This window comes from Sporomusa aerivorans (genome assembly GCF_041428895.1).
In the GTDB taxonomy this organism is placed as follows: domain Bacteria; phylum Bacillota; class Negativicutes; order Sporomusales; family Sporomusaceae; genus Sporomusa; species Sporomusa aerivorans.
Genome location: NZ_CP156926.1, coordinates 924249 through 950753, shown reverse-complemented (window position 1 = coordinate 950753; position 26505 = coordinate 924249). Strand labels below are relative to the sequence as shown.

The 26505-nt window shown below is 46.4% G+C and carries 20 protein-coding genes; 9 read left to right on the top strand and 11 right to left on the bottom strand.

Translation table 11 applies throughout. The features are described 5' to 3' along the window. The first annotated feature begins 159 nt into the window (after nt 1-159). From SATMO3_RS04300 to SATMO3_RS04280, 5 genes are all read left to right on the top strand, one after another. Nucleotides 160-804, top strand: coding sequence for a hypothetical protein (locus SATMO3_RS04300; RefSeq protein ID WP_371377975.1), 645 nt, complete (start codon nt 160-162; stop codon nt 802-804). 211 nt (nt 805-1015) lie between these two features. Further along, nucleotides 1016-2884 (top strand): spore germination protein, encoded by a 1869-nt coding sequence (locus tag SATMO3_RS04295; protein WP_371377972.1) that lies wholly within the window; start codon nt 1016-1018, stop codon nt 2882-2884. A 1-nt stretch (nt 2885) separates the two neighbouring features. Continuing rightward, nucleotides 2886-3995 (top strand): GerAB/ArcD/ProY family transporter, encoded by a 1110-nt coding sequence (locus SATMO3_RS04290; RefSeq protein ID WP_371377969.1) that lies wholly within the window; start codon nt 2886-2888, stop codon nt 3993-3995. Further along, nucleotides 3971-5212, top strand: a complete 1242-nt coding sequence (locus SATMO3_RS04285; RefSeq protein WP_371377967.1) for a Ger(x)C family spore germination protein — start codon at nt 3971-3973, stop codon at nt 5210-5212. The genes SATMO3_RS04290 and SATMO3_RS04285 overlap by 25 nt, the downstream gene beginning before the upstream one ends. A 3-nt stretch (nt 5213-5215) precedes the next feature. Beyond that, complete coding sequence (locus tag SATMO3_RS04280; protein ID WP_371377964.1) at nt 5216-5380, top strand: hypothetical protein; 165 nt, start codon at nt 5216-5218, stop codon at nt 5378-5380. Between the two features lie 111 nt (nt 5381-5491). Here the strand turns inward: SATMO3_RS04280 and SATMO3_RS04275 are convergent, their stop codons facing one another. Next, a complete protein-coding gene (locus tag SATMO3_RS04275) occupies nt 5492-5902 on the bottom strand; it encodes an ATP-binding protein (RefSeq protein WP_371377961.1) in 411 nt (136 codons plus the stop codon). Nucleotides 5903-6166: 264 nt separating this feature from the next. Between SATMO3_RS04275 and SATMO3_RS04270 the strand changes: the two genes are divergently transcribed. Continuing rightward, a complete protein-coding gene (locus SATMO3_RS04270) occupies nt 6167-6469 on the top strand; it encodes an STAS domain-containing protein (RefSeq protein WP_371377958.1) in 303 nt (100 codons plus the stop codon). Nucleotides 6470-6617: 148 nt separating this feature from the next. Here the strand turns inward: SATMO3_RS04270 and SATMO3_RS04265 are convergent, their stop codons facing one another. The 4 genes from SATMO3_RS04265 to SATMO3_RS04250 all read right to left on the bottom strand — a co-directional run bounded on the left by SATMO3_RS04265 (nt 6618) and on the right by SATMO3_RS04250 (nt 10377). Continuing rightward, on the bottom strand, nt 6618-7751 hold the full coding sequence (locus SATMO3_RS04265) for a hypothetical protein (RefSeq protein WP_371377956.1): 1134 nt from the start codon (nt 7749-7751) through the stop codon (nt 6618-6620). 582 nt (nt 7752-8333) lie between these two features. Further along, nucleotides 8334-9272: a cysteine synthase A gene (gene cysK, locus SATMO3_RS04260; protein WP_371377953.1), complete on the bottom strand. Its 939-nt coding sequence runs from the start codon at nt 9270-9272 to the stop codon at nt 8334-8336. 366 nt (nt 9273-9638) lie between these two features. Next, on the bottom strand, nt 9639-9986 hold the full coding sequence (locus SATMO3_RS04255) for a nitrous oxide-stimulated promoter family protein (protein ID WP_371377950.1): 348 nt from the start codon (nt 9984-9986) through the stop codon (nt 9639-9641). Between the two features lie 190 nt (nt 9987-10176). Further along, nucleotides 10177-10377, bottom strand: coding sequence for a hypothetical protein (locus SATMO3_RS04250; RefSeq protein WP_371377947.1), 201 nt, complete (start codon nt 10375-10377; stop codon nt 10177-10179). 282 nt (nt 10378-10659) lie between these two features. Here SATMO3_RS04250 and SATMO3_RS04245 point away from each other — a divergent pair, with 282 nt between their 5' ends. Then, nucleotides 10660-12039 carry a metallophosphoesterase gene (locus SATMO3_RS04245; protein WP_371377944.1) on the top strand — a complete coding sequence of 460 codons (1380 nt, stop codon included), beginning with the start codon at nt 10660-10662 and terminating at the stop codon, nt 12037-12039. A 248-nt stretch (nt 12040-12287) separates the two neighbouring features. Here the strand turns inward: SATMO3_RS04245 and SATMO3_RS04240 are convergent, their stop codons facing one another. The 6 genes from SATMO3_RS04240 to SATMO3_RS04215 form a co-directional block, all read right to left on the bottom strand. Continuing rightward, complete coding sequence (locus SATMO3_RS04240; RefSeq protein WP_371377941.1) at nt 12288-12776, bottom strand: NUDIX domain-containing protein; 489 nt, start codon at nt 12774-12776, stop codon at nt 12288-12290. Nucleotides 12777-13044: 268 nt separating this feature from the next. Beyond that, the gene (locus SATMO3_RS04235; RefSeq protein WP_371377939.1) at nt 13045-13911 is read right to left on the bottom strand and encodes a chemotaxis protein CheX; all 867 of its coding nucleotides are present in this window, start codon (nt 13909-13911) and stop codon (nt 13045-13047) included. A 28-nt stretch (nt 13912-13939) separates the two neighbouring features. Beyond that, entirely contained in the window at nt 13940-14323 is a 384-nt protein-coding gene (locus tag SATMO3_RS04230; protein WP_371377936.1) for a response regulator, read from the bottom strand. A 33-nt stretch (nt 14324-14356) separates the two neighbouring features. Continuing rightward, nucleotides 14357-17566, bottom strand: coding sequence for an ATP-binding protein (locus SATMO3_RS04225; protein WP_371377934.1), 3210 nt, complete (start codon nt 17564-17566; stop codon nt 14357-14359). Between the two features lie 357 nt (nt 17567-17923). Next, the gene (locus tag SATMO3_RS04220; protein WP_371377931.1) at nt 17924-18175 is read right to left on the bottom strand and encodes a hypothetical protein; all 252 of its coding nucleotides are present in this window, start codon (nt 18173-18175) and stop codon (nt 17924-17926) included. A 244-nt stretch (nt 18176-18419) separates the two neighbouring features. Beyond that, nucleotides 18420-23480: a heavy metal translocating P-type ATPase gene (locus SATMO3_RS04215; RefSeq protein ID WP_371377928.1), complete on the bottom strand. Its 5061-nt coding sequence runs from the start codon at nt 23478-23480 to the stop codon at nt 18420-18422. A 160-nt stretch (nt 23481-23640) separates the two neighbouring features. Between SATMO3_RS04215 and SATMO3_RS04210 the strand changes: the two genes are divergently transcribed. Together SATMO3_RS04210 and SATMO3_RS04205 are read left to right on the top strand one after the other, a co-directional pair. Continuing rightward, nucleotides 23641-24099, top strand: a complete 459-nt coding sequence (locus SATMO3_RS04210; RefSeq protein WP_371377925.1) for a hypothetical protein — start codon at nt 23641-23643, stop codon at nt 24097-24099. A gap of 280 nt (nt 24100-24379) precedes the next feature. Next, nucleotides 24380-26440, top strand: coding sequence for a methyl-accepting chemotaxis protein (locus SATMO3_RS04205; protein ID WP_371377923.1), 2061 nt, complete (start codon nt 24380-24382; stop codon nt 26438-26440). The last annotated feature ends 65 nt before the right edge of the window (nt 26441-26505 follow it).

Sequence of the window (26505 nt, the reverse complement as noted above, 5' to 3'; positions counted from 1 at the left end):
AACATATTCCCTATCCCCCGCGTTTTTGACTGGCATGTTCACGTTGCACAAACAAAACACAGTCCCTGTCCCTCTGTTTTTCGCATGTTGTTATTTACCTAGAATTTTGATTTGAGAATGCGGGACACTAGATTTAATATCTTTAAAGGAGGGATATTTTTGGGGAAAAATAGCATAAAACGCAGGCAATCAAGACTCAAGTTTAAACGTCGCACTGCTGCTTTAATGGGTGCCGCAATCATGACCGGAGCCGTATTGTCTGGTATACCAGCTACCAAAGCCCTCGCTGCAGAAACAACAACCGATGTATATCCGATTAAAGCTGAAATATCACACCATGATTCTTCGGATTCCCGCTCCCCGGGGCGCGACTGGCACCAACACAAATACAGCTGGCCAGCATCTGACGAAAATCAGGCCTTGTACCAGGATGGAAAGATTTACTACCGGAGCGACAACAACAATAAGAACCGCTGGTGGTCGAATGTTGACAAAAGTCATGCCTACCTGCGTAATGGCAAGCTTTATTATCAGGGTGAGTATGGCTATAACGGCTATAACGGCTATAATAACGGGTATAACAACAGCTATGCCTACTATGTCAACAGTCCCGTGGACTATGTAAAGGACAACGCAGCACAATATGGCTTTAATTCTTACCAGGATTCCTTTTCTCTCCTCACCGCTTCCAACCAGCGGGCTGTCGTTGAAGTACGCCGGAATGACACCGGCAAACTATATAATGTTATCCTGGAGCGGACAAACGACCGCGACTGGACTATTGTTGATGTCCGCGCTTTATAGACCATCAGCCTGTTTTTCTCAGCAAAAACAGCGTAAGTAATTGTCATATTTAAAATTTTGACCCTCTTATAATGACAAAATATTATAAGAGGGTTATTTCTTTTATTGCAGCTATTTACATCTAAGCCAGAAAATCCATAATGCGACATCCCAGGTATCGATTCCCGGGGAAAGGGAACAATAAACAGGAGTGTTAAGGTGAGGTGTGAGCTTGAAAATCAATATGGTATCTACGGCAGTAACAAAGTTAACATCGATTTTTGGCTATATGCCGCCGGTTGATCCCGATCCTTTTGTTTTGGACGAAAATAGGCCATATGACAGCGCAGCTCAGCCGGCTAAAACGACGGTTAATCATACGGAAATCGAGCAATTTCACATTCTGCTCCGCTATTCCCAGCGCCTGGAAAATCACCTGCAAAAGGCAGCCGAAATCCTTGGTAAAGATCCTACGCAAGAAGACCTGGTCAGGCTGAAGCTTGAGCTGGAAGCGCTGGAAAAGCAATGGTCAGACATTGCCCCTATCCGGCTGGCATACGAACAAGGGAAATCACTCAGCGAACTGCCTCTTAGTACAAGCCTGGAAGAGAATAAACGCGTTCTTAAAGAAATTTATCAGTTGCCGCGCAACAAAGACATTATTGTGCGGGATTTTTCAATCTCAGGCACACCCTACAAAGATGCTGCGCTGGTATATACCGAAGGCCTGGTAAATAGCAACAAACTGGAACGGTTTGTGCTGCAGCCGCTGATGAATCCACAACATCCCTGGACAAAAGAAAATAAGGACGCGATTGGCCAGTTTATCAACAAAATCCTGCCTAATGCCTCAATCAAGCGGGCGGATCTGTTCGGCAAACTGGAAGAAGGTGTCAACAGGGGCGACACCGTCGTAATCATTGACGGCCTGGCAGAGGCAATTGTCATCGAATCCAAGGGTTGGGAACACCGCAATGTAAGTACACCGCGAACCGAGCAAACAGTACGGGGTTCACAATCAGCTTTCAATGAAAACCTGCGGGTCAATACCGGCCTCATTCGCTCCATTCTGCACAGCAGCGATTTAGTGACTGAAATAGTAATGATAGGCAAACGAGGTCAGTTAAGCTGCGCAATCATGTATCTTAGCTCGATTGCCAATGAATCGCTGGTAGCTGAAGTAAGAAGACGGCTGGAAGGGATCAGCACCGATTATATAGTTGAGTCCGGGCAGCTTGTGCAGTTTATTGAGGACTACCCCAGAAGCATCTTTCCGCAGACCATTTCCACCGAACGGCCGGACCGGGTGGCCAATTACCTGGTAGAAGGCCATGTGGCCCTGGTTTTGGAGGGAAACCCGTTTGCGCAAATTGTTCCGGCAAGCTTCTTTTCCTTCTTTCATTCTGCTGAAGATTTCAGTGTCAAATCAAGTATTACCAACTTTATGCGGGTACTCAGGTTATTTGGCGCACTAATTTCAAGTGTCCTCCCTTCCCTGTACATAGCAATTGCCTATTTTCATCAGGAGGCTATCCCAACCGAACTGTTGCTGGCCATAGCCGGTTCCCGGGAAAACGTACCCTTTCCGGCGATTTTTGAAGTCATGATGATGGAAGTCTCTTTTGAGTTAATACGTGAGGCCGGTGTGCGCATTCCCGGCGTATTAGGATCGACGATCGGCATTGTTGGCGCCATTATTCTTGGTCAGGCAGCTGTTACAGCGCGAATTGTCAGTCCAATCATTGTGGTCATTATCGCCATTACCGGCTTGGCCTCATTCACCATTCCGGAGTACCGTATGGCCTCCGCCATCCGGATTATCCGCTTCTGGCTGCTGATATTTTCCTGGATAATGGGTTTAGTGGGTTTAGCCTTCTCGTTATTGGGCCTGACCGTTCTGCTCTGCCGCCTGAAATCTTTCGGTATGCCCTACATGGTTCCCATCGGTCCCAGGACAATAGCGAATTATGACGTTGTCTTGCGCGGCCAAGTCTACAGTCAGGAGAAGAGACCAGATGAGCTGAACACGAAAGACAGACAGCGCCAGCCTGAAATTAGCCGGTTGTGGAAGAAGCAGCCTAGCTCCGGAGAGGATGACTAGTATGAAGTACCAAAGTGGTCGCTTAGGTGTAGCAGAAGGCTTAGCGTTAGCTTTCGTCATAACTTTCCCCCCTATATTTCTCAGTACCGTAACTAAATCGGTGGAAGCCGCCGGAAGTATAGGCTGGGTTCCCGGTATGATAGCGGCTGTTATCAATTCAACCCTGCTGTATCTTTATCTCCGTATACTGGAGCAATATCCCGGTGATCTTTTAGCAGTCACCCAAAAACTGCTGGGGAAATTTGCAGCCTGGTTGCTCGGCTTATTCTATTTTGCCGTATTCTTCGGCCTGGCTACTATCTGGACAAGGCAGTTCTCAGAAAATACTCTGTTGACATCTCTACCCTATGCATCTTTTGATATCGTAATTTTATGGTACGGGTTAGGCTCTGCCCTCTTAATATATGCCGGCATTGAGGCGTTAGGCCGCGCAGCCTATGTAATCATGCCCTTTTGTATCATTGGTCTTTTGCTTGTGTTCGCACTGCTACTGCCATTGTATAAGCCAATGTATCTACTGCCATGGCAGGGCAGAGGCCTTGAAAACCTGATCACACCAGTCATTAATTTAGTAGGCGCAGGAGCGCAGATTGCGCTGCTGCTTTTCCTGGCGCCGGCTTTTCAGACGAATAAAACTTTAAAATGCGCCTTACTTTTTGGCTATGGCAGCAGTGTCTTAATGCGCGTGTCGAGCGTCGCCGTCTTTATCATGATATTCGGGGCTTCCGTCGCTTCAGAAAAAATGCTGCCGTTTTACGAAATGGCGCGTTTAATCTATCTCAACCGCTATATTCAGCGCCTTGAAGCCATTTTTATTCTTTTGTGGGTCATAGTCGGCTTGCTTGCAATCTCACTCTGTTTATATGGAAGCTTATACCTCGCAGCCAAATTGCTTAAACTGCCAACCATCCGGCCGCTGATTCCTGTAGCTGCGCTCGTCAGCATTCAGCTGGCTATGCTGCCCCAGGATACTGAGATTGTTTTAAAAATAGAAAGTGATTTTTTCAGCTGGTTCTGCGCACCGGGAACGGTATTTTTTCCTGTCGCGCTGCTGGCGGTATTTTTATTTAAAGGCAGGCGAAGAGCGTGCGAAAACGGCAAATCAGGATAATCGCCTGCTGCTTTCTGCTGTGCATGCTGGTTTTGGGCTGCAACGGCGGCAGGGAAACTGATGAAATAGCCTGGGTTTTAACGATTGGCGTAGACAAAGCCGACGACGATCTGGCAATTACTTACCGCATTGCTGTGCCTAAGGAGCTGGCCGGCGAGTCTTCAAAAGACTCTAAGCATGCTACTACTGTGGTAACTGTCAAAGCGCCGACACTGGCGGAAGGACGTAATTTACTGAATGCAACCCTGTCACGGGCGGTAAGCTTAAGCCAAGTCCGCCTCATTGTTATCTCGGAGGAACTGGCCTATGCCGGCGTGGATGACTTGATCGGACCGTTAACTCGCTTCCGCGAGTTCCGCGGCAGCATTTTTGTCCTGGTAGCACGCGGCAACATTAGAGAAATATTCGAAAAAAACACGCCGGTCCTTGAAACCTTAACATCGCGCTGGGTAGAGAATTCCATCCAAAGTTCAAATGAAGCAGCTTATTATCCCAAAGCGACTCTGCATGAATTTTATCAGCGCCTTAAAAGCGCAAGCGGCGCACCTTATGCCATGTACTATTCTCTTAACCCCTTAACAGGCCAGGGACGCCCTTCCGGCGAAAAAGTGGACGGCGAGGCGTCAAAGCAGTATCTGCCGGGAGATATTCCCAGAAACGGGGGCGATCCTGCCGAGATAGTCGGGACTGCCGTTTTTAACAGCTCTAAAATGGTAGGTGCATTAGACTCGGAAGAAACAAGGGCCTTTATTATTATGCAAGATAGATTGGACCGGAGCTTTCTGGTTGTAGAAGACCCACTGACGCAAAAGCATAAAATCAATATTGCTATCCGGAATGGCAGAAAGCCTAAAATTGAAATATTATCTTTAGGGGAAAAACCGGTTATCCGGATAGATGTATTCTTAGAGGGTGAAATTACAGCCATTCCCTCCGGCATTGCCTACGAAGAGCCGGAATACCGCTCACTTCTTGAAAAACAGGTTTCCAATGTTATAAAACGTCAGCTCCAGGATATGCTTGCCAAAACGCAGTCCTGGGGCGCCGACATTGTCGATTTCGGTTACTATAGCAGAGGAATGTTTTCCACTACCCAGGAATTATTTGCCTATAACTGGAGAAAGCGCTATCAATTTGCTCAGTTTGACATAACCGTGCAGACTGAACTAAGACGTTCCGGACTAATGCAAAAATCAATACCCATCCAGAAGGAGTAAAGCATGTTATACTTTTTTATCCTGCTGGCAATACTTGCTGCCATTCACGCTTCATGTTTCGGCGTTTGGCTGTTTAAAAACGGTAATAAACCGGGAGCCGCGTTCGTTTTTGCATTTTCCTTGCTGTGCGTGGTCCTGCCTTTTTACCGCTTGCTTACTGCCAAGTAGTATAACTACGGCTCTATAACGCCAAAACCGGTTTAAGGCAAATCTTACTGCCTTAAACCGGTTACCTGTTGTGTTTGTATTTGGTAGCGGGAGGTGTATTCTCCCGCTAATCTATTTTGAAAAAAGACTTTTCATTTCTTTATAAGTAGTGATCAGCACCATATTTTTGTTTATATCAGGGTGAACATTATCCTCTAGTCCAAGAACAAAATAGATGGCGTTGCCTTTTTGTAATTGATTCAACTTCTCTAGATCAAAATATAATTTAGGTGTGTCAATAATATAAACATCATGCCCGCCATATTCTATTTTGGAATAAACATCTTCAACCTTTTGAATTCTTTCAAAAACAGAAAAGCCGACCGGAAGCTTTTTATGCTGCAATATCTGTTTTAAATAATGCTCTGATGATATCTCGCCATCAAAGAACAGGACTTTTTTACCGCTCTCGGCGAGTTTAACCCCAATCTCCAATGCTTTTAAGGTTTTACCTGAACCTGTATTCCCCATGATTAACTTCATTGTCTTCTCCCCCTATGCAATATCCGGCTCCCCTAAGTAATTCATTTTAAGTTCAGCATCAGTACCACAGAAAAAATGCTGCAGCTTACAGCCTATAGATGCCGCAGCTTGGCAATCATAGCATCCAGGGCTTACCATTTGTAATAATTCTGCATTTTTAGTAAAATTCCTTTGCAATTTTTGTAAGTACACGCCTACTTTTCCCAAAAGTCATATTTGAGAAATTGTTTATCTATTGTATAATTTGTTTTGAGGTGGAATTACATGAAAATGATCCATGGCGATAATATAATAACCCTGACCCTGCCAAACCAATGTATTGCTACCAATGCAGATGATATCAAGGCGCAAATATTTCCACTTATAGATGGACCGTATAAACATATATGCTTGGATTTTAGTGAGACAAACCATGTGGATGCCGCCGGCATCGGCGCAATTGCCGCCGCCATTTTTCAGGCGCGCCGCAAAGGTCATTTGTTTTCAATGAAAGGGGCTAACGGTCAGGTTCTGGACATCCTTATTGCCACCGGGGTTGACCGGTTACTGTCAAGCAGCAGGGAATAGTCAGGTAAAACACCCTATTCTGAAATTGGTCCTCAATCAGTCGGAAAAGGAAGAGTTAGAGACCCTGCCGGTTTTTAATTCTTCCTTTTTCCATATCCACAGCCGTAAGCAGAACAGAATTTCCCGGAGAGCGCCCACCGGTTATTACTTATGCCTGCCGGTATCGTCGAACTACGCCCCTGCAGCCTTGGTTGGACAAATTTCCGTCAACACATTCAATGGTAATATCAGTACCCGTCACTATATGCAAAGGCATATTCCTGTTGCCGACAGCGATGCTTCTGCCCTGCAATCGCCGCCCCAGAGTCTGTGCCGCAACCGTAGTCAGAGCCCCCGGAACAGTATACCTGTTGTTCTTATCATCTTCCATATAGGATCTACAGCCGAGTGGATATACAAAAGCCTGATGCTTACCGGTGCTTATTGTCAGGTATTGGGCCTCGCCGGTTTCGTAAGTATACCACCCTTTACTGTTAGAACAGACAGCATAGGGAATGCGGAAATCTCTTATGCCTACACCATCAAGCAAAATAAGCGCAACTTTATTGTTTTGTAAAGCAGCAGCAATATTATCACTTATATCAGTGATTAAGTTAATCTTACCCTTTCCCGCCGAGACCGGAATGGAGTAATTATGTGATGGTATCATGGCAGTTTTACATGGCATTGTTGCACCAAAACAATATCCCTCTCTGGCCACTGTCAGATAATCCGGCAGGCGGTCAACAGCGACCAGTCCATCATAAAACAGCGCTAGAAACTCCTCTTTGCTGACTAGCTTTTCAATTCCGGACAGCGCCCGCAAATAGTGCATATCAGCTTGACTTAGCCCATAGATCCCGGCATAGCGCGACAGTTGCTGGCTGGTAACCGCCAAACCGTCTAACTTCTTCAGGTCAATATTATCGTACACCGGAATCATATCGCCGGTTCCCACCACAATGGTCAAAAAGCCCGATTTCCTCTTAAAACGCTCGACTTCTTCAAATACCTCGTCGATAAGCAGTTCTCGCTTAGCCTTCCCCGGACATTCAGCGCCAAAGAGATGATACTGCTGCGCATAGACTAAGAATACGAAATTGGGGTCATAGCGGTCCATTAAGTCCAAAGCCGTATCGGTCACCCATTGGTTGCTTTGAATGCTGGTATGACCTGGAAACCGATGTCTTTTTAATACTTCTTTAACAAGCTGTATTCCGGGAGAATTGACACTTCGTTTGCGGTCAGTCCTAGGATCAAAAATGTTCTGGCTTTCATCTTCTTGGATAATTGTGAAACTCATACTTCTACCCCTTTTTATACAGGCGTGTTATCAACTAAACCCCAGATAGCTTCTGTGCTCAGACATAGAGGAACCTATAGAACAAGTTGTATGTGTCTTATCCATACTCATGCTGCCAAAAGGGGAGCCCCGCAGCGCTTTGTCTGACCGCCAGGCCGGATTCTATAACGTCTCTCCTGTTGCCTGTTCCATGATTGCTCTTAATTTCCGTGGCAATATAGGCAATTCAAAGGAACGAACCAACGGGTGAGACAATTCCATTTAACGGCTATCCCCTTTTTCCATATAAAAACCAACATAACCAAACATAAATTTTGTTTATATGTTAGTTTTGTTAGTAATAGTTAGATATTCCCATGGTAAATCCTGCTAGGAAATTAGATATATTATAAATTTTCAAACTCCCTGCCCGTATAATAATCAATTTAAAGCTCTTTAAAATGAAAACATCACCTCAGAATTTTCTTGAGGTGATGTTTTTAGCTAATTGCTACGGCGCCTGCCGGTCATACCCTTTTACTGCCGGTATTGACTTTTCTTAAATTTTACATAGCATATAATCCTCATGGCACCTTATTTTATTTACTCCCTGTAAAGCGGTGTCGACAGATACCGCCAGCCGGTGTCAGGAGCCAGCACAACAATCAGTTTGTCCTGGTTTTCCGGGCGAAGCGCCGCTTGCGTTGCCGCATGGATAGCGGCGCCGCTCGATATCCCCACTAAGATCCCTTCGCTGCGCGCAACCTGTCTTGCTGCCCGGTAGGCCTCCTCTGTCTTAACCAGTATTATCTCATCCAGAATCTTGATGTTTAACGTATGGGGGATAAAGCCGGTGCTGATACCGATTCCCTGCAGTTGGTGCGGTCTTGGTTCAGAGCCTTGTGATAAAACGGGCGAATCGCAGGGTTCAACACCTATGACCTGCACGCTGCTCTTTCTCGCTTTTAGAACTTCCCCAATCCCGGTAATCGTGCCGCCAGTCCCAATGCCGGCAACGAAGATGTCCACCTGACCTTCTGTATCCCGCCATATCTCTTCTGCCGTAGTACTGCGGTGAATATCCGTATTCGCCGGATTTTTAAACTGATGAGGCATATAGGCGTCGGTTGTTTGCTCTACTAATTCCTCGGCTTTGGCAATTGCGGCTTTCATCCCGCCACTGGCAGGCGTTAATACAACTTCGGCGCCAAGTGCTTTAAGCAGGCTTACCCTTTCCTCACTAAGGTTGTCAGGCATCGTGATAATTAGCCGGTAACCCCTGGCCGCGGCTACTGACGCCAGGCCCACACCGGTATTCCCGCTTGTTGATTCAATAATTGTAGTGTCTTTCGTTATGAGTCCCCGTTCTTCAGCATCCTTGATCAGGGCATAGCCTAATCTGTCTTTAACGCTGCCCTGCGGATTAAAGTATTCAAGCTTTGTCACCAACGGAGTTTTTAATTGTTGCAACCGGCTAAAGTTATTCAGCCGCAAGAGGGGTGTGTTGCCTATCAAATCCGGCAGCGCTTCGGCAATCTTCATATTGGACTCTCCTTCTTCTCGGGCGCCTCACGTAGATTGGTTCCTGAAGAATATAGTTACCCTCTATACGCAGAAATATTAATAAAGTAGACTTAGCTTCAGATGGGGTTTTAACCCCACCTGAAGTTTAGTCGCCCTTATCCAGGAACTTAGCGCACTTATCTCCCGCTTATAGAAGCAGGAGTCTTAGTGCGGGTTAGTTACAGGATAAAGTTGTGCGATAACTAACCGGTTTGTAGACAGGGATTAAAAGAATCAGGACTGCCCCAGCAGGGCAGCCCTGATTCTTTGATTTTCGCTTTGCTATTCAGACCGCGAACATACCCCGCGGCTGCAAAGACTTGGGAACCGTTTTTCACAAACAGATCATTTGCCTGCGCGGTAACCGGCTGGCGGTGTGGTCTTCCAGGAGTCAATTAAATGCAGAACCGCCAGCAACGGATGTTTGTACAGCATGCGCGGTCCTGCATAGCGCATTACGACAATAATTTTATCCCGCATGTCTTTGCGGTAGCAGTGAATCGGACATTTCGCGCACACAGGCTTCTTTTCACGAAAAATACAGCGCGCAAGACGCTGCAAAGCATATTCTAATAAGAGGGAACACTCAGCACATAGCCCGCTATATTGTTGGTGTTTTGCCCTACAATAAATGGTTATCATTTTCTCGATACTGACTTGTTCCCGTAAAACACGGCTTGGCGATAACAGCATTATTCCCAGCTCCGCTTACTTTTTACCTTTATTATGAGGCTTACCTGGAATCTTAGCAGTGACTTCCGTCACATTCATGCTTGTATGAGCGCATTATTTTAAGAGAAAAAGTCTCTCTGGGTAATAAATAGCATCACCCGGAGAGACCTCAAGAACAAATTAATTTTGAGGCATATTGAACTGTTGTCAATTAAGCGGCTAGTCCCTTTTCCCGTAAATATACCATAAATTCAGCTGTTGACCATGAGCTGCTTACGACTTTAGAAATGATTTCGCTTATTGTTTCGTAGTCTGCTGTAATATCTATAAGCTGAGAACCAACATTCTTGAGAATTACTCTATATTGATCTTCTACTAACCAGTGACCAAGTATCCTCCACTGCTGGCACATGTCAATCATTCTCCTTGATTTTTGAGTCCGGCGATAGCGAAATCTTCCCGGACCGCATTTTCTATTGATTCCCTTTCAACAGAAAAGTGGAAATTCCTTTCAGAAATACCAAAAAATTTGTTAAAGTTTGTTAAATATACAAATTACACCATATTGCAATACTGTCGGACTGCCAAATTAAATTAAAATTAACCTGCCCTTAAAGTTTGAGTTAATAATCTATAGTACTATTATCTTGAATACATTCCAAAGGTTTTATTTTTTTGATGAGAAGGTGGTTTCATGCCAAGTATGAATTCAGATACCATTGGCCCGCAGCCTGCCTGCAAAGTACCTTCAGAATACCAAAGCAAGCCTGTAAAATTTGCCGTTTTATCAGATATACATTATTATTATCCGCTTCTCGGAACAACCGGGGAAGCATTCCGGAATCATCTGGCCACTGACAGAAAAATGCTTGCAGAAAGCGAAAGTATATTATTAAGGGCTTTGGCGGCAATCAGAAAAAGCGACGCTCAATTTGTGCTGATTTGCGGTGATCTCACAAAAGACGGAGAATATATCTGTCATCAGCGTTTTGCGGATTTCCTGACCGAGTTAGCCAATGCAGGAAAAAATGTATATGTTATTAACGGCAATCACGATATTTATAACCCTTCCGCTTTTAGTTACAACGGTTCCAAGAAAATACCAATCAAAAATACTTCACCGCGCGACTTCCAACGCCTATATTATGGTTATGGCTATGAGCAGGCAATTGCGGTAGACCCTAATTCGCTGAGCTACGTTGTTGAGCCTGCCCCCGGTCTTCGTATCATCGCCATGGATTCCTGCATCTATAACAAAAACAGTAAATTTTCAGTAACGAACGGCGCTCTCCCGCCAGAACGGTTAAACTGGGTCAAATATCAGATTCAGGCTGCCACTTCCCAAGGCAACCTGGTTATGGGAATGATGCACCATGGTATCGTTCCCCACTTTTCAGTAAAACCAGCCTATTACTCAGAATATCTCGTAACAAATTACAAGCAGGCGGCAAAGGCTATTAGCGGTGCGGGAATGAATATAGTCTTTACCGGTCATTTTCACGCCCAGAATATCGCCAAAAAAAAATTCAGCAAGGACGATTATCTAATCGACGTCGAAACAGGCTCCCTGGTTACCTATCCGGTTCCTTATCGACTGGTTGAAATAACCGCTGATTTTAAAAAAGTAAAAATCTCCTCCTACCAAATAAAAAAAGCGTCTTGCCCGTCCCCTGACCACGACTTCCAAACTTACGCCAAAAACTTCACAGCGCAAAAGATGAGGGAACTGTTCATCCAGATAATCTCTAATATTATCGTTCAGGCACAGCCAGCTATTTCGCCTGCCAGCGCTTTTGAATTCGCTGCTTCCTTAAACACGCAGTACATCACCAAATCGTTGACTGTTGCTGATTTGTTTGTCAATGCTATGCTGGCTCATTATCACGGCGATCAAAAACCGGACCTGAACACAAAAAAACTCTATCAGGCCTTGGCTGCTTCTAACGACTCGTACTATCAGGTAATTGGCCGGTTTTTATTGTCAATTAGCGCCGATAGTAATCTGGGAGATAATGCAGTTACCATTGATTTAAGTACCGGCGAACCAGTATCCGGCCTCTTACACGTAATTTGACTCTCAGTAAAATGTGTAATATTAGCGACAATACCACAGCACCGTATACCGGTGCTGTTTTTATCTTTGAATACCGGTCATCTAAGCTTAGACCGGTATTTTCTATTATTACCAAAATGCAAGATCATAAAGCAGACTAACCTGCAGGCGGGGCGTTAACCCTAGCTGAAGGTTAGTCATAGTCGGATAAAACAAACCGCATCCGTAAATCGACGAGGGTGGTAAAAACACCAACAGCACCTCTGATATCAGGCTGGCTGCGACTGGACTTTCGCCAATGTATCGCAAAGGCGGGCAATAAAGATCTGCTGATTACGTTCAATTTTCTTCTCGGATTCGGCAATGGTAAAGAAGCTTATTTTGTCAACCTCCGGGAAAACACCCTCCCGTCCTGACTTAGGCGGCCATTCCATAGTAAACATATTGCTCTCAACCGGAAGAGTTGTGTCGCAGTTGCCCTCGAAAGCCCAGATATGAATGATTCTGCCATAATAACCTGTGGTACAACCAAGATACAGCATATCATTTATACAGGGAATAATCCCGGTTTCTTCTCTAAATTCGCGATAAGCTCCTTCGATAATGCTTTCCTGGGCTTCAACATGACCTTTGGGAATTCCCCAATACCGGTCATCTTTATCCACGTAAAGCGGTCCTCCCGGGTGTGCCAGCAAGACCTCCAGCAGTCCGTTGCTGAACCTATACATCAATAAACCGGCACTCAGATTGATTTTCAATAATGCTCCCCCCTCAGCTAAATGTCCATGTCGAAACCGGGTTACAGTCCGATAGTAGCATAGTCTGCAGAAACAGAAGTTAAAGCAATGTTAAATCTACCTAAAAACTAGTTAAAAGGCTGTGCCAGGTAATATTTATATATACCGAGATAACCTCCGGGACAGGAATTTGTCTTATTGACTCATAAAGCAGACTTAGCTCCAGGCGGGGGGCTAACCCCATCTGAAGCTAAGTTATCGGATAAAATTGAGCGTCAGCCTATGATAATCATATAGTCAGTATTAGTTCGATAGGCCCGAAGGAAGTGCCAATACCAGCGCGATATGTCCTGCAAGTTGCCGGAAGACCACTTTGATGTACAGCTTGCGGTCCTAAGTCAGCTACAATGCCTTCATTGGATAGCGTGGTACAAAATACACCATTATGGACATTGATAAATTCCCCGGCACTATCTAATGCCAATTCCGTAACCGCTGTTAACTTCTCGCCATAAAAACGGCTTGCCAGTTCCAGCAGAACCGCTTCTCCCATACATAAACCAGTCATAAGCGATATATCACCGTGAATGGGTTGCGAAACAAAATAAGCAGGAGTTTGCTCAACCTCATTGCCCGTTCCTGAGATATACGGCGTAGCATCTAAAAATCGGACAATGTTGCGCAGTGTTAAGCCTAAATAGTAGTATAATAATTCAGCTTTGTCGCCTGCGGCGGAAAAGTCCACTAACTTTTTTAAGACTAAAGTATCTGCTGCAGCCTGGTCCTGCTCAGTAATGCAATATTCCGCACGGAAATCCGCCAGGGCTTTCTCAAGCTCAGCCAAGGTCATAAAGCCCTTATCAGTAATTGCCTGCATGAGGGAAAGATTTCCCTTGCCCTGTATAGTCAATAGTGCTTCTACTTGCTCATGCGTAAGATAACCCAGACTTTCTGCCAAGGTTCCGAACTTTTGATCCTTAATCCGTTGCAGACTATGCACTTCTTCCACTTGCGCCGCAGTCATCAGGCCCGCGTTGACTGCCAGCGTCCCTAATCTTACTTTAACTGCATGTTCCTGCCTGAGTATCTCACAGAGCTGGTCATAAGTAAGCAGTCCGGTATTCAATAAATAATTTCCCAAAGAATGATGCAACATTGCGCTCTCCTCTTTCTACAATATTTTTTTATTTTTCTGCAGCCAGGCTATTCTGCTCCAATACCATTTGAACTACTGCTAGTAAACGGTCTTCCTTTATCGGCTTAATAATATAGTTTTTTGCGCCATTTTGCAGGGCATCCAGAACAACGTGTTTTTGCCCTAATGCACTTACCACAATAATATTGGCGTTAGGATCAGAGGCGGTAATCCGCTTAATGGTTTCCACGCCCCCTATCCCCGGCATAGTAAGGTCCATTGTTACCAGCTCCGGACGGCATTGGGAGTAGCATGCAATAGCCTGCTCGCCATTAATCGCCTCTCCTACTACCTCATGTCCTGCATTTTCCAGCAGCTTGCGTAAAGTCATCCTCATCATCAATGCATCATCCACAATTAAAACTCGCGCCATTTGTATCTTCCTTTCTTACCTTAGTAATATTTTTTAGTATATTAAGCTTAAATTCACATTTCCCAGACTGGTATAAAAGACCCATGTCGGTGTTTCAACCTGCGGATACTTGACAGAAGCATCTTCTGCTAAAATACTGACCAATGTTTCGGCAGTGATTGTACCAAGCCCACCGGGAATGTCCCTGGTTGCCTGCCCAAAGATTTTCTGAGCATGCCGGAGTAAAGCGTTTTCCATTCTCTCATCGGAAGTTTCTTCCCCGCTGTCAGGCTGACCCAGTTTTTCGAATAGATATTCTGCAACCCTCTGATCATAACTTAAGAGAATTTTTCCGTTCAGAATCCCTTTCACACCAAGGAAGTTGGAGAACTTACGCAAATTAACCTTGCCGCTTTCCCCTTCTCCCAGATAGGTAATGCGGGTAACCTGTAAACCAGCGTCATATAAACTGACTTTAGCTGCTTCAAGCAGTGCTTTACTCATGTGCTGAATGGTACCGGTAAAACTTTCTGCTGCGCTATCAAAAGGCAGGAAAAAATTAAATTGCGTACCTTTTCCCAAAGCAGTATGTACGTTAACGGAACCGCCGAGTTTGTCCAGTTCCGCCCTGACAGCGCCAAGCCCCACGCCGCGTCCTGCCAGTTCATCAATATGGCTCGCTCCGGAAAAGTTATCGGCAAAGATAAACTGAACCCAATCTTCTGCCTGCAGGGAATTTGCCTCGTCTTGTGTACAAATGCCTTTTTCCACTGCAATATCACGGATTCTTGCCGGGTCGATACCTCTGCCGTCATCGGCAATCAAAAAATGCAAGCCAGCCTCGCTTTCCGTAATGGAACAACGAACAGCGCCAAACTCCTCTTTGCCATTCTCCAGCCGCTCCGGCACACTTTCCAGTCCATGAACGACAGAATTACGGAAAACATGTCCCAGTGATTGTATAAAATCATAATATTGCATAGGGTCAACCAGGGTCTCGCCTCCCTCAATTGCGAATGCATGGACGGCTTTTTCATTCCGCTCCGCCAGACTGCATACATATTCCGGATAAGACTGCAGCAATTCTTTTATCGGCCGATAACGCAAACGTCTGAGATCGGCCAGCAGTAAGCCGGACTCTGCAGGCGGCAGCAGATGCTGTACTTTCTCTTCGATCGCCAGTAGACGTGTATTGTCAATCACCAGCGTATTTTCCCGCTGAAAAAAGTTCTCGCCCAATTTATCCTGCAATATGTCCAAATCCTCATTGAGCCAGTTAATCATTGTTTCCGGTGTATAGCCACTCATCTGTGCAAGCAACTGCGGCCTGTCCAAACCGGCTGTTTCATTTGTGCGCAGGTTGTCCAGCCAACTTTCCAAATCATGCAGTTTGGACATTATGCGTCTCATACGCAATTGGCCAAACGCACCTTTAAAGGTATGGATTATGCGAAACAAGGCTGTCAATATCTCGCCTGCCGGTTTGTTCTCCCGTAATAAGCCGGGCAGCTCTTCCTGACAGAAGCTGCGATACTGATTAACTGTGGCAAAAAAATCAGTCGAGTGTGTCACCACATGAACAATCATAGCCAAAGTATCTTTTTCATCCCGGACTTGATTTTCCATCTCCTTTTGAATCGTCAGGTCGGTAAGAATGAGCATAATTTTCGTTTGGTTTGACTCAGCTGCCTGCTGAATTAATTTATAAGCGACACCAATATAGCAGCTGCCTAATACGATTTCCTCAGGCAGCAGGGTAAGATAAGTTTCTCGCAAGAATTTATTCTTCTCCTGAAAAATTTTGCCAAAGACGGCTTCCAGAAAAGCTTGCTGGTCATCCTCGTCAGGATACAACAAGCGGGCTATGGACTCCCCGGCGAGATCACGCTGAAAGATGGCCGTACACTCCGCACTATATTCCCGGCTGACTTTGAGATCTTCCCCGAAGGAAAGAAACCCCTGTCCCGCATGGTCTAATAAATTCCGCAACGCTGCCGTCCGCTCAGTTACTGTTTGTTCCAGTTTCTGATTCCACACGGACAACTGGTCATGCGACTCCTGCACTTCTTCGTACATTTTTTGCAACGCATCCAGCGTACCGTTAATAGCCTGCGTTAAAGAGCCCATCTCATCGCGGGAATATATTTGCCCCCGGATGGCAAGGTCGCCTCTGCCGACACCTTTCATTACATGATCCAATTGGTAAACGCCTTTACGCACCGACATATCGAAGCCTAAGAAGAGATAACAGACAATTAGCAGGATTCCTCCCGAAAATATAATTATGGCATTTCTGTACTGCGTATCTTTAGCAATGCGCGCAGCCAGCATTTCGTCAATAACCTGCAGTTCTTCCTTATGTAAAACAACAGCATGATTAAACGCCTGACTGCCGGTAATGGTTAACAGTTGCCGGGGGACAGGCAAGCCTTGCTGTCCAACTGTTTTTTGTTCAAAATTCCAGGAAAAAATCGGTACAGCATCCGTGAGAGCTGTGTATAGCGACCCCAGCCTGGTTTTGATATTGTCATTATGGCGAAAAACGATCCGCACATTATAATCTGCCTGTTCCATAGAAGAACGGACCAAACCGATCACTTGCAACAAGTGATTTCTGTTCTCCGTTGAAAGATCTTCATCAAATAAATCAACTGTTAATCCCTGCGCTACACCTAATGTGTCCACCAATCCGGGCATCTTACGCAGTACGGAATCGACTAGATAGGCGATATCGGAATCGGAGTCCATAGCCAGATTGGCTCCGTACCCGGCTTGCTGCATTAGATCTGTCACTTCCCTCAGCCAGCGGCTATCCAAGTCAAAGGCAACCTGCGCCCGTTCCGCCTCAAACTGCATAGCATCCTGCTTACGGGCAAGCCAATCCTGCCGCAGCGTCTGTAATTTCCAACCGGCATCCAGCTGACTCGCGCTACCTTTTTCGATTGCCTCTACTTCATTCAATGCTGCGTCCACTTTAGCTTGTTGCGTCCGCAGCTCACTTTCCAGCGAACGGTTACCGCGTAAATAAGCATAATGGATATTGCGATAAGCCTGCCCCTCCTCAAATACCTCGAGCACGGCTTGGATAAACTGCACGCCGCTCCGCTCCTGCGCGGCCATCTCAATATTCTTATTAAGATTAGACACTAGCATGTAGATCAGTACAGCTGCCTGCAAAATGATTAATATACCAATTACAGCAAATTTATAGGCATACTTTAACCGGTTCATCAACTGAACTGCGGGCGCAAAAAAATACTTCATTCTATGTAACCCCTAAATAAAATTCCATTTGCGGAATAATTTTAAAGCTCATATATAATTGTAAAAAAATTATGCGGGGAATAGGTGAAATTTACGTTAACTTATAATTAAATTTATGAATTGATAAAAGATATTTTTGCTGCTATTGCAAAAAAAAAAGCCGCATCCTCGGCGGATACGGCTACTTTACACTTACAATAGGATTTTTCCCCGGCTAAGAACGGGGAAGCTTATAATACATACAAACCAGCGATAACAAAGTAACAACACCAACTGAAATGAGGCTATATACAGCAGCATGTAAAAACATTTTTGCTCCCACCCCCAAGTTCAAAACGTAATGAAGTATCTTCCTTCCTATGCTTTTTCACTTATTTCGCCATCAAATGCCCGATGTTTTGTGACGATCAACTTAATTCGCCACTGATCATCAACCCATTCAATGTATTCGGCATTGTTAAAATTCTGCAAAACCTGCTCATACACGGCTTTTCCCGCTAATAGCTGCAAATGCCTATCCTGCGGAATTGAAGGTTCCTTCAATTGCCTGACAATAGCATTATAGCCATCAATAGTAGCCAGCAGAGCCGTTTTAAGTTTTCGTTCCATCCCAACTCCACCCCTTCGTTTCCCGGCTGCCTTGCCAGGCATAACTTTAATTCAAATGCCGGCCCTCACAAACCGAGAGTGTTTTTACTCTAAAGGGTTGATATAATTTTATCTTAAAATTATTCTATTCTGGTTAAGAACTCGTAAATATCAAATTAAAAATATTTTTCACCCCACAAGCAGTAACAGCATGCCGTTATTTAACAGCCAGCCTGTCCTCTTCCCGAGGACAGGCTGTTTTAACCTAGGTATGCATCGGCTTCGGTGCGCAGGGCACAATCGGCGTCTTACGGTCAGGTATGACTTTAGCCAGCAAAGGAGCGCTGCCAAAATCAATAATGGCGGTAACAGCAGCCACAGCGAACGCCAGCAGCCATTCAGAGCTGCGCAGTGCGGTTGTGCCAAAAACAGAGTGCAGGGAAGGCAAATGGATTGAACCTATCACCATAGCCATTGATATAGCCACAGCGGCAAGGAGTAACGGATTACTCAGTAAACTAACCTTGCCTGCTTCTTTTTCCAGCCGGCAGTCAAAGATATGGATGAATTGACTTATCGCCAGCATAGCCAGGTTTAAAGTCCGGGCCGCAATCACATTGCCACTGGTGAATAGCTTCCAGGCATATAAGCCTAAACTGACTGTACCGATGATAATTCCCCTGGTTACTACTTTGCGGCCCAGCCCCCCTGAGAAAACGCTGTCATCCGCGCTGCGTGGCGGCTGATCCATGATATCCTTTGCCGGCGGATCATTGACTAGCGCAATCGCCGGCAAGCCATCACCCACCAGATTAATCCACAGCAGTTGAATCGGTATTAACGGCAATGGCAGACCGGCCAGCGCAGCCAAAAGCATTAAGATAACTTCACCGATGTTGGTAGCGATTAAGTACCGGATAGCCTTGCGAATATTGGCGTAAATAGAACGGCCTTCTTCCATGGCCCGGACAATGGTGGCAAAATTGTCATCGGCTAACGTCATGCAGGCTGCTTCTTTAGTTACATCGGTACCGGTTATGCCCATGGCAATACCAATATCGGCGTTCTTGACGGCAGGTGCATCGTTGACCCCGTCTCCGGTCATGGCCACTACATACCCTTTGGCTTTTAGAGCTTTGACAATCCGCAGTTTATGGTGAGGCGAAGTACGGGCATAGACAGCAACCTTTCCTGCAGTATCCGCCAGCTCGTTATCTGACATGTTATCAATTTCCTGCCCTAAGACAACCCGGTCATTAGCAGTCATCAGCCCAAGCTCGCGGGCGATCGCCCGCGCCGTATTCGGATGATCACCTGTTATCATAACCACCTTGACACCTGCCCGGCGGCATTTTTCAATAGCAGCCGGCACTTCCGGCCGCGGCGGATCTATCATTCCCATTAGACCGCAGAAAATCAGATTCTTTTCTAAATTCCCCTCATCAGAGTAATCCTCGGCAGTTTCGATGTGCTTATAGGCTATAGCTAACACTCGCAAGGCCTGGCTGGCCAGTTCATCGTTCTTTTTGAGCAGTTCACAGCGGATATGCTCATCGATTGGAACCGCCACACCCTGCGGCGATAGATAATGGGAACAAACATTTATCAACGCATCCGGAGCGCCCTTGCAATATAAGACTGCCGCTCCGTCCTGGGTCTGACAAACAACAGACATCATTCTCCGTTCTGATTCGAAAGGGATTTCTTTAACCCGATTAAACTTGGTTTCTAATGCTTCAGTTTGTATACCCGCTTTAGCCGCAGCAACCAGCAGCGCTCCCTCGGTTGGATCACCATCAACCGACCATTCGTTCCGCCGCGCCTTTATATTTACCAGTTTTTCCTTTGGTTTCCTGGCCGAAATCAACTTGGCGTTATTGCAGAGGCTTGCCGCCAATAATGTTTTCATCAAATCCGGATTCGCGTCATGGTTCACAATTGCGCCATCATAAGAGAATTGGCCTTGCGGCGAATAACCTTCGCCGCTTACCCGCCACATTTTATCGGCAGTATAAATGGCCCGCACCGTCATTTGATTTTGCGTTAACGTCCCCGTCTTATCAGAGCAAATAACACTGGCGCAACCCAGCGTCTCAATAGAAGATAGCTTACGAATAATGATATTTCGTTTACTCATGCGCTGTACTCCCATCGCCAGGGCAATGATAACAATGGCGGTAAGTCCCTCGGGAATGGCAGCTACCGCCAGACTGGCCGCCGTCTGCAGCATATTCAGAATTCTTTCTCCCCGCAGCAGGCCTATCAGAAAAACCACGCCGGAAACGCCTAAACAGCCATAAACCAGATATTTACCCAGTTCCTCCAAACGGCGCTGCAAAGGGGTTACTTCACCGCCCTGCTGATTGATAAGCTCGGCAATTTTACCCATTTCGGTTTGCATACCGGTCGCCACGACAACAGCAGTCGCTTTTCCTCTTGTTACGCTGGTACCCATAAACAGCATATTTTTCCGGTCGCCTAATGCCAGTTCATCCTGCCCGACAAAATCCACTAACTTCTTAACCGGCAGCGTTTCGCCAGTTAACGAAGATTCCTCTACTTCAAAATTGGTCGCAGTCAGCAGTCGGGCATCGGCCGGGACCCGGTCGCCGGCTTCCAGAGCAATAATGTCTCCGGGTACTAAATCCAGCGCCTTGATCTGCGAGCTTTTCCCGCCCCGGATGACCTTAGTCATGGGTGCGGCCATTCTTTGCAGCGCCGCGATCGAACGCTCCGAACGGCGTTCCTGGACAACGCCAAGCACAGCATTGGCAACAACAATGGCTACTGTAAGCAGCACATCCTTGGTTTTCCCCAGGAAGAAGGATATTCCCGCCGCTCCCAGCAATACCTTAACCATAAAATCTTCGAACTGTTTTTTAAGCAACTCCCAAAAACTTGGTCTTTTTCCCTCTGCTAACTCATTTAGCCCGTATTTTCCCCGTCGCCGGACAACTTCCTGCCCGCCTAAGCCATACCGCGGTGAAACCTCAATCTGATCGCATACGTTGGTCAGGGGCATTGTATACCAGGCAGGACTCTTACTTTGGCCTGCCGGCTGCGCTGCTACCGGTGTCAGGGCGATTGAACCTGCAGTCTGGCCAGCCGCAGCAAACTGCTGTAGGTCAAAACTCCCCTGTTGGCTGCTCGCTCGGTTGCGCACTGAGAGCAGCCGGGCAGAATTGGCAATAACGCCAAGCGTACTGACATTCAGCAGTAACGCTGCCGCTAACGGCGAAATAATATTGGCCGCTGCCAGGGCAATCCCCGCGACGTTAATCCCTACCGCAAAAGAAAGATTCTGACGGATTACTTTGTTGGTGCGCTTGCCAATGGCAATCATCTGCGGCACCTTTCTCGGGTCGTCCCCGACAATGGCAACATTGGCCGCCTTCAAGGCAAGCTCCGGGCAGTCGTCAGCCATAGTTACACCAATATCAGCCGCTGCCAGGGCCGGTGAATCGTTAATCCCGTCCCCTACCATCATAACCGGATAGCCCTTATGCCTCAGCCGGGTAACCTCCTGAATTTTATCTTCCGGCTTCATAGCACTCCAGTAGCGCTTAATCCCCAGCTCATCAGCCACTACCGTGCCCGTATTTTCTGAGTCCCCTGTCATTAAGCCGATATGCGGTATCCCGACGACTCGTAACTGTTCAACAGCCTGACGGCTTTCCGGGCGTATATGCTCCTTTACGCCAATTAACCCGATAAGCTTTTTATTGGCGGCAATATAAACAACGCTATTGCCAAGGTGTTTCATCCGTAAAGCGCGGGCCTTGCTTTTCTTTAGATCTATCTGTTCATTTTGCATGAGCGCTTCATTGCCAATTATAATATTTCGCTGCTTGATGCTGGCACGCACGCCATAGCCAACCAGGACTTCACTGTCGGCCGGGAGCAGCGTAAGCCCTTTACGCCCGGCTTCCTTAACCACCATCCTGGCCAGGGGGTGGCAGTTGTTTTGTTCAGCCGAAGCTGCCATCAGTAATACCTCCTGGTCACTTTGTTTTTGATCCAGCGATACTACTTCCGTAATTGTCGGATCCCCGGTTGTCAATGTGCCGGTTTTGTCCCACAGAACCACCTCTGTCTGCCCCGCCAGCTCCAGACACTGGGAATCCTTTATGTATATACCTTTGCGGGCTGCGTCAGCTACCGCAGTCCCCAATGCCGTATTCTTGGCTATAGATACGGCAATCGGGCAGCCTGCCAGTAATACTGTTAATGCACGGTAGAAATCGCGGGTAATTAGCAAGATAAAGGCGGCAATCCCCATTGTCAAAGGCATCAATTTCTGGGCGTAATAATCGCCCGGTTGCTGTAGTGATCCGCGGGTAGCCGCAGCCTGCTCAACCATTTGGAGCATGCGGGCCAACGAAGTATCTTTGCCGGCGCTGGTAGCCCGGATGGTAAGCCTTCCCGCTTGAATCAGCATCCCGGCATAGATGGCGTCTCCTGCATTCACGCCGACCAATTCGCTCTCACCATTTACCGCCGACTGCTTGACAATAGCTTCGCCATATGTAATTTGACCATCTACCGGAACCCGTTCTCCGGCCTTTACTATTACGCTGTCGCCAATGTTTACCTTTTCGGCCGCTACCAGTTTAAGCTCGCCGTTAGCCAAATGCCTGGCTATCAATGCTTTGTCCGACAGCATCTTATTGATCGCATGCCGTGAACGGGTTTGCATTATATAGTGAAATAAGTCGCTAAGGTATACAAGCCCCAGAACCGAAAGTCCGGTTATACTTTCCCGCATGGCCAACAGGGCGAGGGTTGTCATAAAAAGCAATAAGTCTGAGTTAATCTTTTTCTTCCGGGCCAGGGTATCTAACCCTCTTCTTAATAACGAGTAACTCCCGATAATGGTCGTAAAGGCAGCCAGGTAAAAGATTCTTGCTGATGATGCCAGCGGTGAACGCCCGACAAGCAACCGTTTGGCAAGTAACCCTGCAAGAACCCCGCCGGTCGCTAATACGTAGAGCTTCTTCACACCTCCCGGCTCGCTCACGCTCTGACTGGCTACAGGTACAGAGACTGCCTTCTCTTTATTCTCCGGTTTTACTTGCCGCCCCGCGTAATGTTCCACCGACTTTTCGATTTCCTGGCATAGTACCGGGAAACTAATTATGGCTTGATCAAAATAAATAAGAGCGCGTCCGGTCATAGAATTTGCAGTTATCGATCTAATACCCGCGACTGCACCGAGCTGCCGGACAAGCTGGGTTTCCAGCCTGGTGTTTTTTCGCAGACCGGGAATAGTTATTCTTAAGCGTCCCGGCAAAAGCCGGTAATCATTTTCCGCAAGCAAATCAAGCATTACGAGTTCCCCCTAGCCAAATTTGAAAAGTCATATCAGCTATTGTATCCATGCTGACAATGCCCTATGTGTAATTATTAACTTTAAATTAACACTACTACTCTGCATAGAAGGCTTGACATAGGGAAAAAATGAAGAAAAAGACAAGGGGGGGTTTTTTTTGTACAACATCGTTCGCTGGGGCTCTCGTGTTTTAGCCCAGGCTTCCCCGGTTATGCTTGTCGCCACAGGCGCTGCCTTAGCTTTGGCTCTGCCGCCTGTCCGTAAAGGGCTGCGCTCGGCTGCAATACTGGCAACCCGGGGTATTTTAAACATTTCTGACCAAGTACAGCATACCGGTGCCGCTATAAAGGAAGAAGTGGAAGATATTGTGGCCGAGGCACGCGAAATTCAACCTGCCGAAGCCTTATCGAACCAATTTAAAGAACTCAAAAATGACACCAGAAAACAGCTCCGGCAGATGGCAGTTACTGCAACAGGCGGCGCGTTAGCCCTTTCCGACCACGCGCAATCCCTGCGCCAAAAAGTCCAGGGAATGGTAGACGAGGCCAAGGAAGAACACCTGAACAAAAAGGACGAAAACCGTACTGAAGCGCATGATGGTTTGGAACCTGTATAGCCTCGTAAAGTACTTCGAATCTTACAAACGCCAGAGAATATTTTAATAGCAGCCAACCTAAAGAAAGACACTTTATGCGCTAGCGCGTAAAGTGTCTTTTCTTATGCCTGAGGCTGTAGCCTTGGCCTTAAAATTGACATGAATGCTATTATTCCAGCAAAAAAAGACAAAGTACTACATTTAACATTTAGTTAACAATATTTTACATGACGTGAATTGTAGGGAGTTTATATCTATGATACGTTTAAATAAAAAGAGTATTTATCTAAGGAGGAAGCTCATGGGAAAATGGATTCATAGTATTAAAGCAATTTTCCTTATTAGCGTACTAAGTGTAGTTGGCATAGTTTTTTCTATCCAGTTTATTGCTTCCATCGTCCAGTTCCGCCATTCACTTGAAGCTAACGTCAATGACACCATGAAATCCAAAGCAGGTGAGCTTGAAAATCAAATTGCCGGCCAACTGAAACAAGTCGGCAAATATACGGAATTGCTTGCCTATACCATGGAATCAATACCACAGCAAAATCCCGACATAATACTCAGCACAATTGAACGGTTTATTCCCTCCAACAAGCTTATAGTAGGCGCCGGTTTTTGGTTTGAGCCTTACGCATTTCGCTCTGACATAAAGTATTATGGCCCCTATAAATACCTGGATGACAAAGGAAAAATCATCTTAACCTGGGACTACAGCAATGAACAATATGATTACTTTAAATATGACTGGTATAAAAATACGCTTACCGCCGATAAAAATGTTGTCTGGAGTGAACCGTACCTGGATACCGTAACCAATATTCCCATGCTAACAACTTCCAGCCCCGCGCGAAAAAACGGCAAGGTATTCGCGGTCACAACCGTGGATATCGGCATTAATGAATTAACCAATTATGTCCGTGAATTAAAAGTCGGTACTACAGGCTACGCCTTTTTGCTAAGCGGCCAAGGCTACTACCTGGGACATAAAACTAAGGAAAAAGACTTAAAGGATAGAATTTCCGATGAGTCCGATTCTTCCCTAATCGCATTGGGAAAAACCGTACTGGCGGCTGATGGCATCCATACAACCAAAGCAGTTGTTGACGGTGTTCCTGCATTTATTGCTTATGGCCCCATTGCCGACACAGGCATGAAAGTGGTGTTGGTTTATCCTGAGGCCGAAGCATACGCCGGTGCAAATAAGGCCTTACTTTACAATTCGCTGATTGGGCTAGTTGGCTTTATAACCATTGTAAGCGTAATACTGTTGCTGTTCTCCCGGCGGATCGCAAAACCAATTACGACCCTTATCAAGAGTGCAACCAACATCGCGCAAGGCGATCTATCGACCAGGATTGAAGTGACAACAAAAGACGAAATTGGTACTTTAGCCGAGAACCTACAAGCTATGACCCACAGCCTGGGTGCGCTTGTTCAGAAAGCAGCCCGCTCTGCCGAAACAGTTGCTTCAGCAACGGAAGAACTGACAGCGCATGCTGACGAATCAGCCAAAGCGGCCGGCGAAGTGGCTGCTGCCATGGTCAGGGTTTCGCAAGGATCTACCCGCCAGGCATCAGTTGTCGATGAAAGTATGCAGGCGGCGATGAATATGTCCCAAAATGTCCAGCATAGTATATCCCTGAGTATGGCAGCTTCCGAAAAAGCCCAGTTTGCAAGCCAGTCGGCTGTGAACGGTTCAGCAACTGTAGAACAGGCGGTAGGGCAAATGCAAATAATTGAACAGGCCGTGGTAAAATCCTCAGAGATAATTGTCCGGTTAGGCTCCCGCTCCGAAGAAATAAAGCGGATAGTCGATACGATTTCGGGAATTTCATCCCAAACCAGTCTCTTAGCTTTAAATGCGGCGATTGAGGCGGCAAGAGCCGGCGAACAAGGGCGCGGCTTCGCAGTTGTTGCTGATGAGGTAAGAAAACTGGCCGACCAATCACAGACAGCGGCTAAAACAATTGAGCAATTGTTAAATGAAGTGGTCATAGAAACGGAATCTGCCGTTGACACAATGCGGACAGGTGCAGAGCAGGTGCAACAGGGCGGGCAGGCGGTTAGAAGCGTAGGCGCAGCCTTTGAATTTATCTCAGCAACAGTTGCCGAAGTTGCCGGACAAATAAAGGATGTGTCTGCTGCCGTCAATAACATGGGAGTCTCTACAAATGACATTATTGGCTTTATGAAAAGCATTGACGAAGAAAGCGATCAGTTGTCGTTAGAGGCCTCAGCCGTGTCAGCCGCCGCCGAGCAGCAGGCAGCAGCCATGGATGAAGTCAAAAACGCCAGTCTTGCCCTGGCGCATATGGCGGAAGAGCTGGACGAGAACATTCGTCAGTTCCGCCTGAGCTAATCAGGAAACAAAATTAAAGCAGCCTGAGTCCTAGTTGCCTAAGGATTCAGGCTGCTTAATTCTAC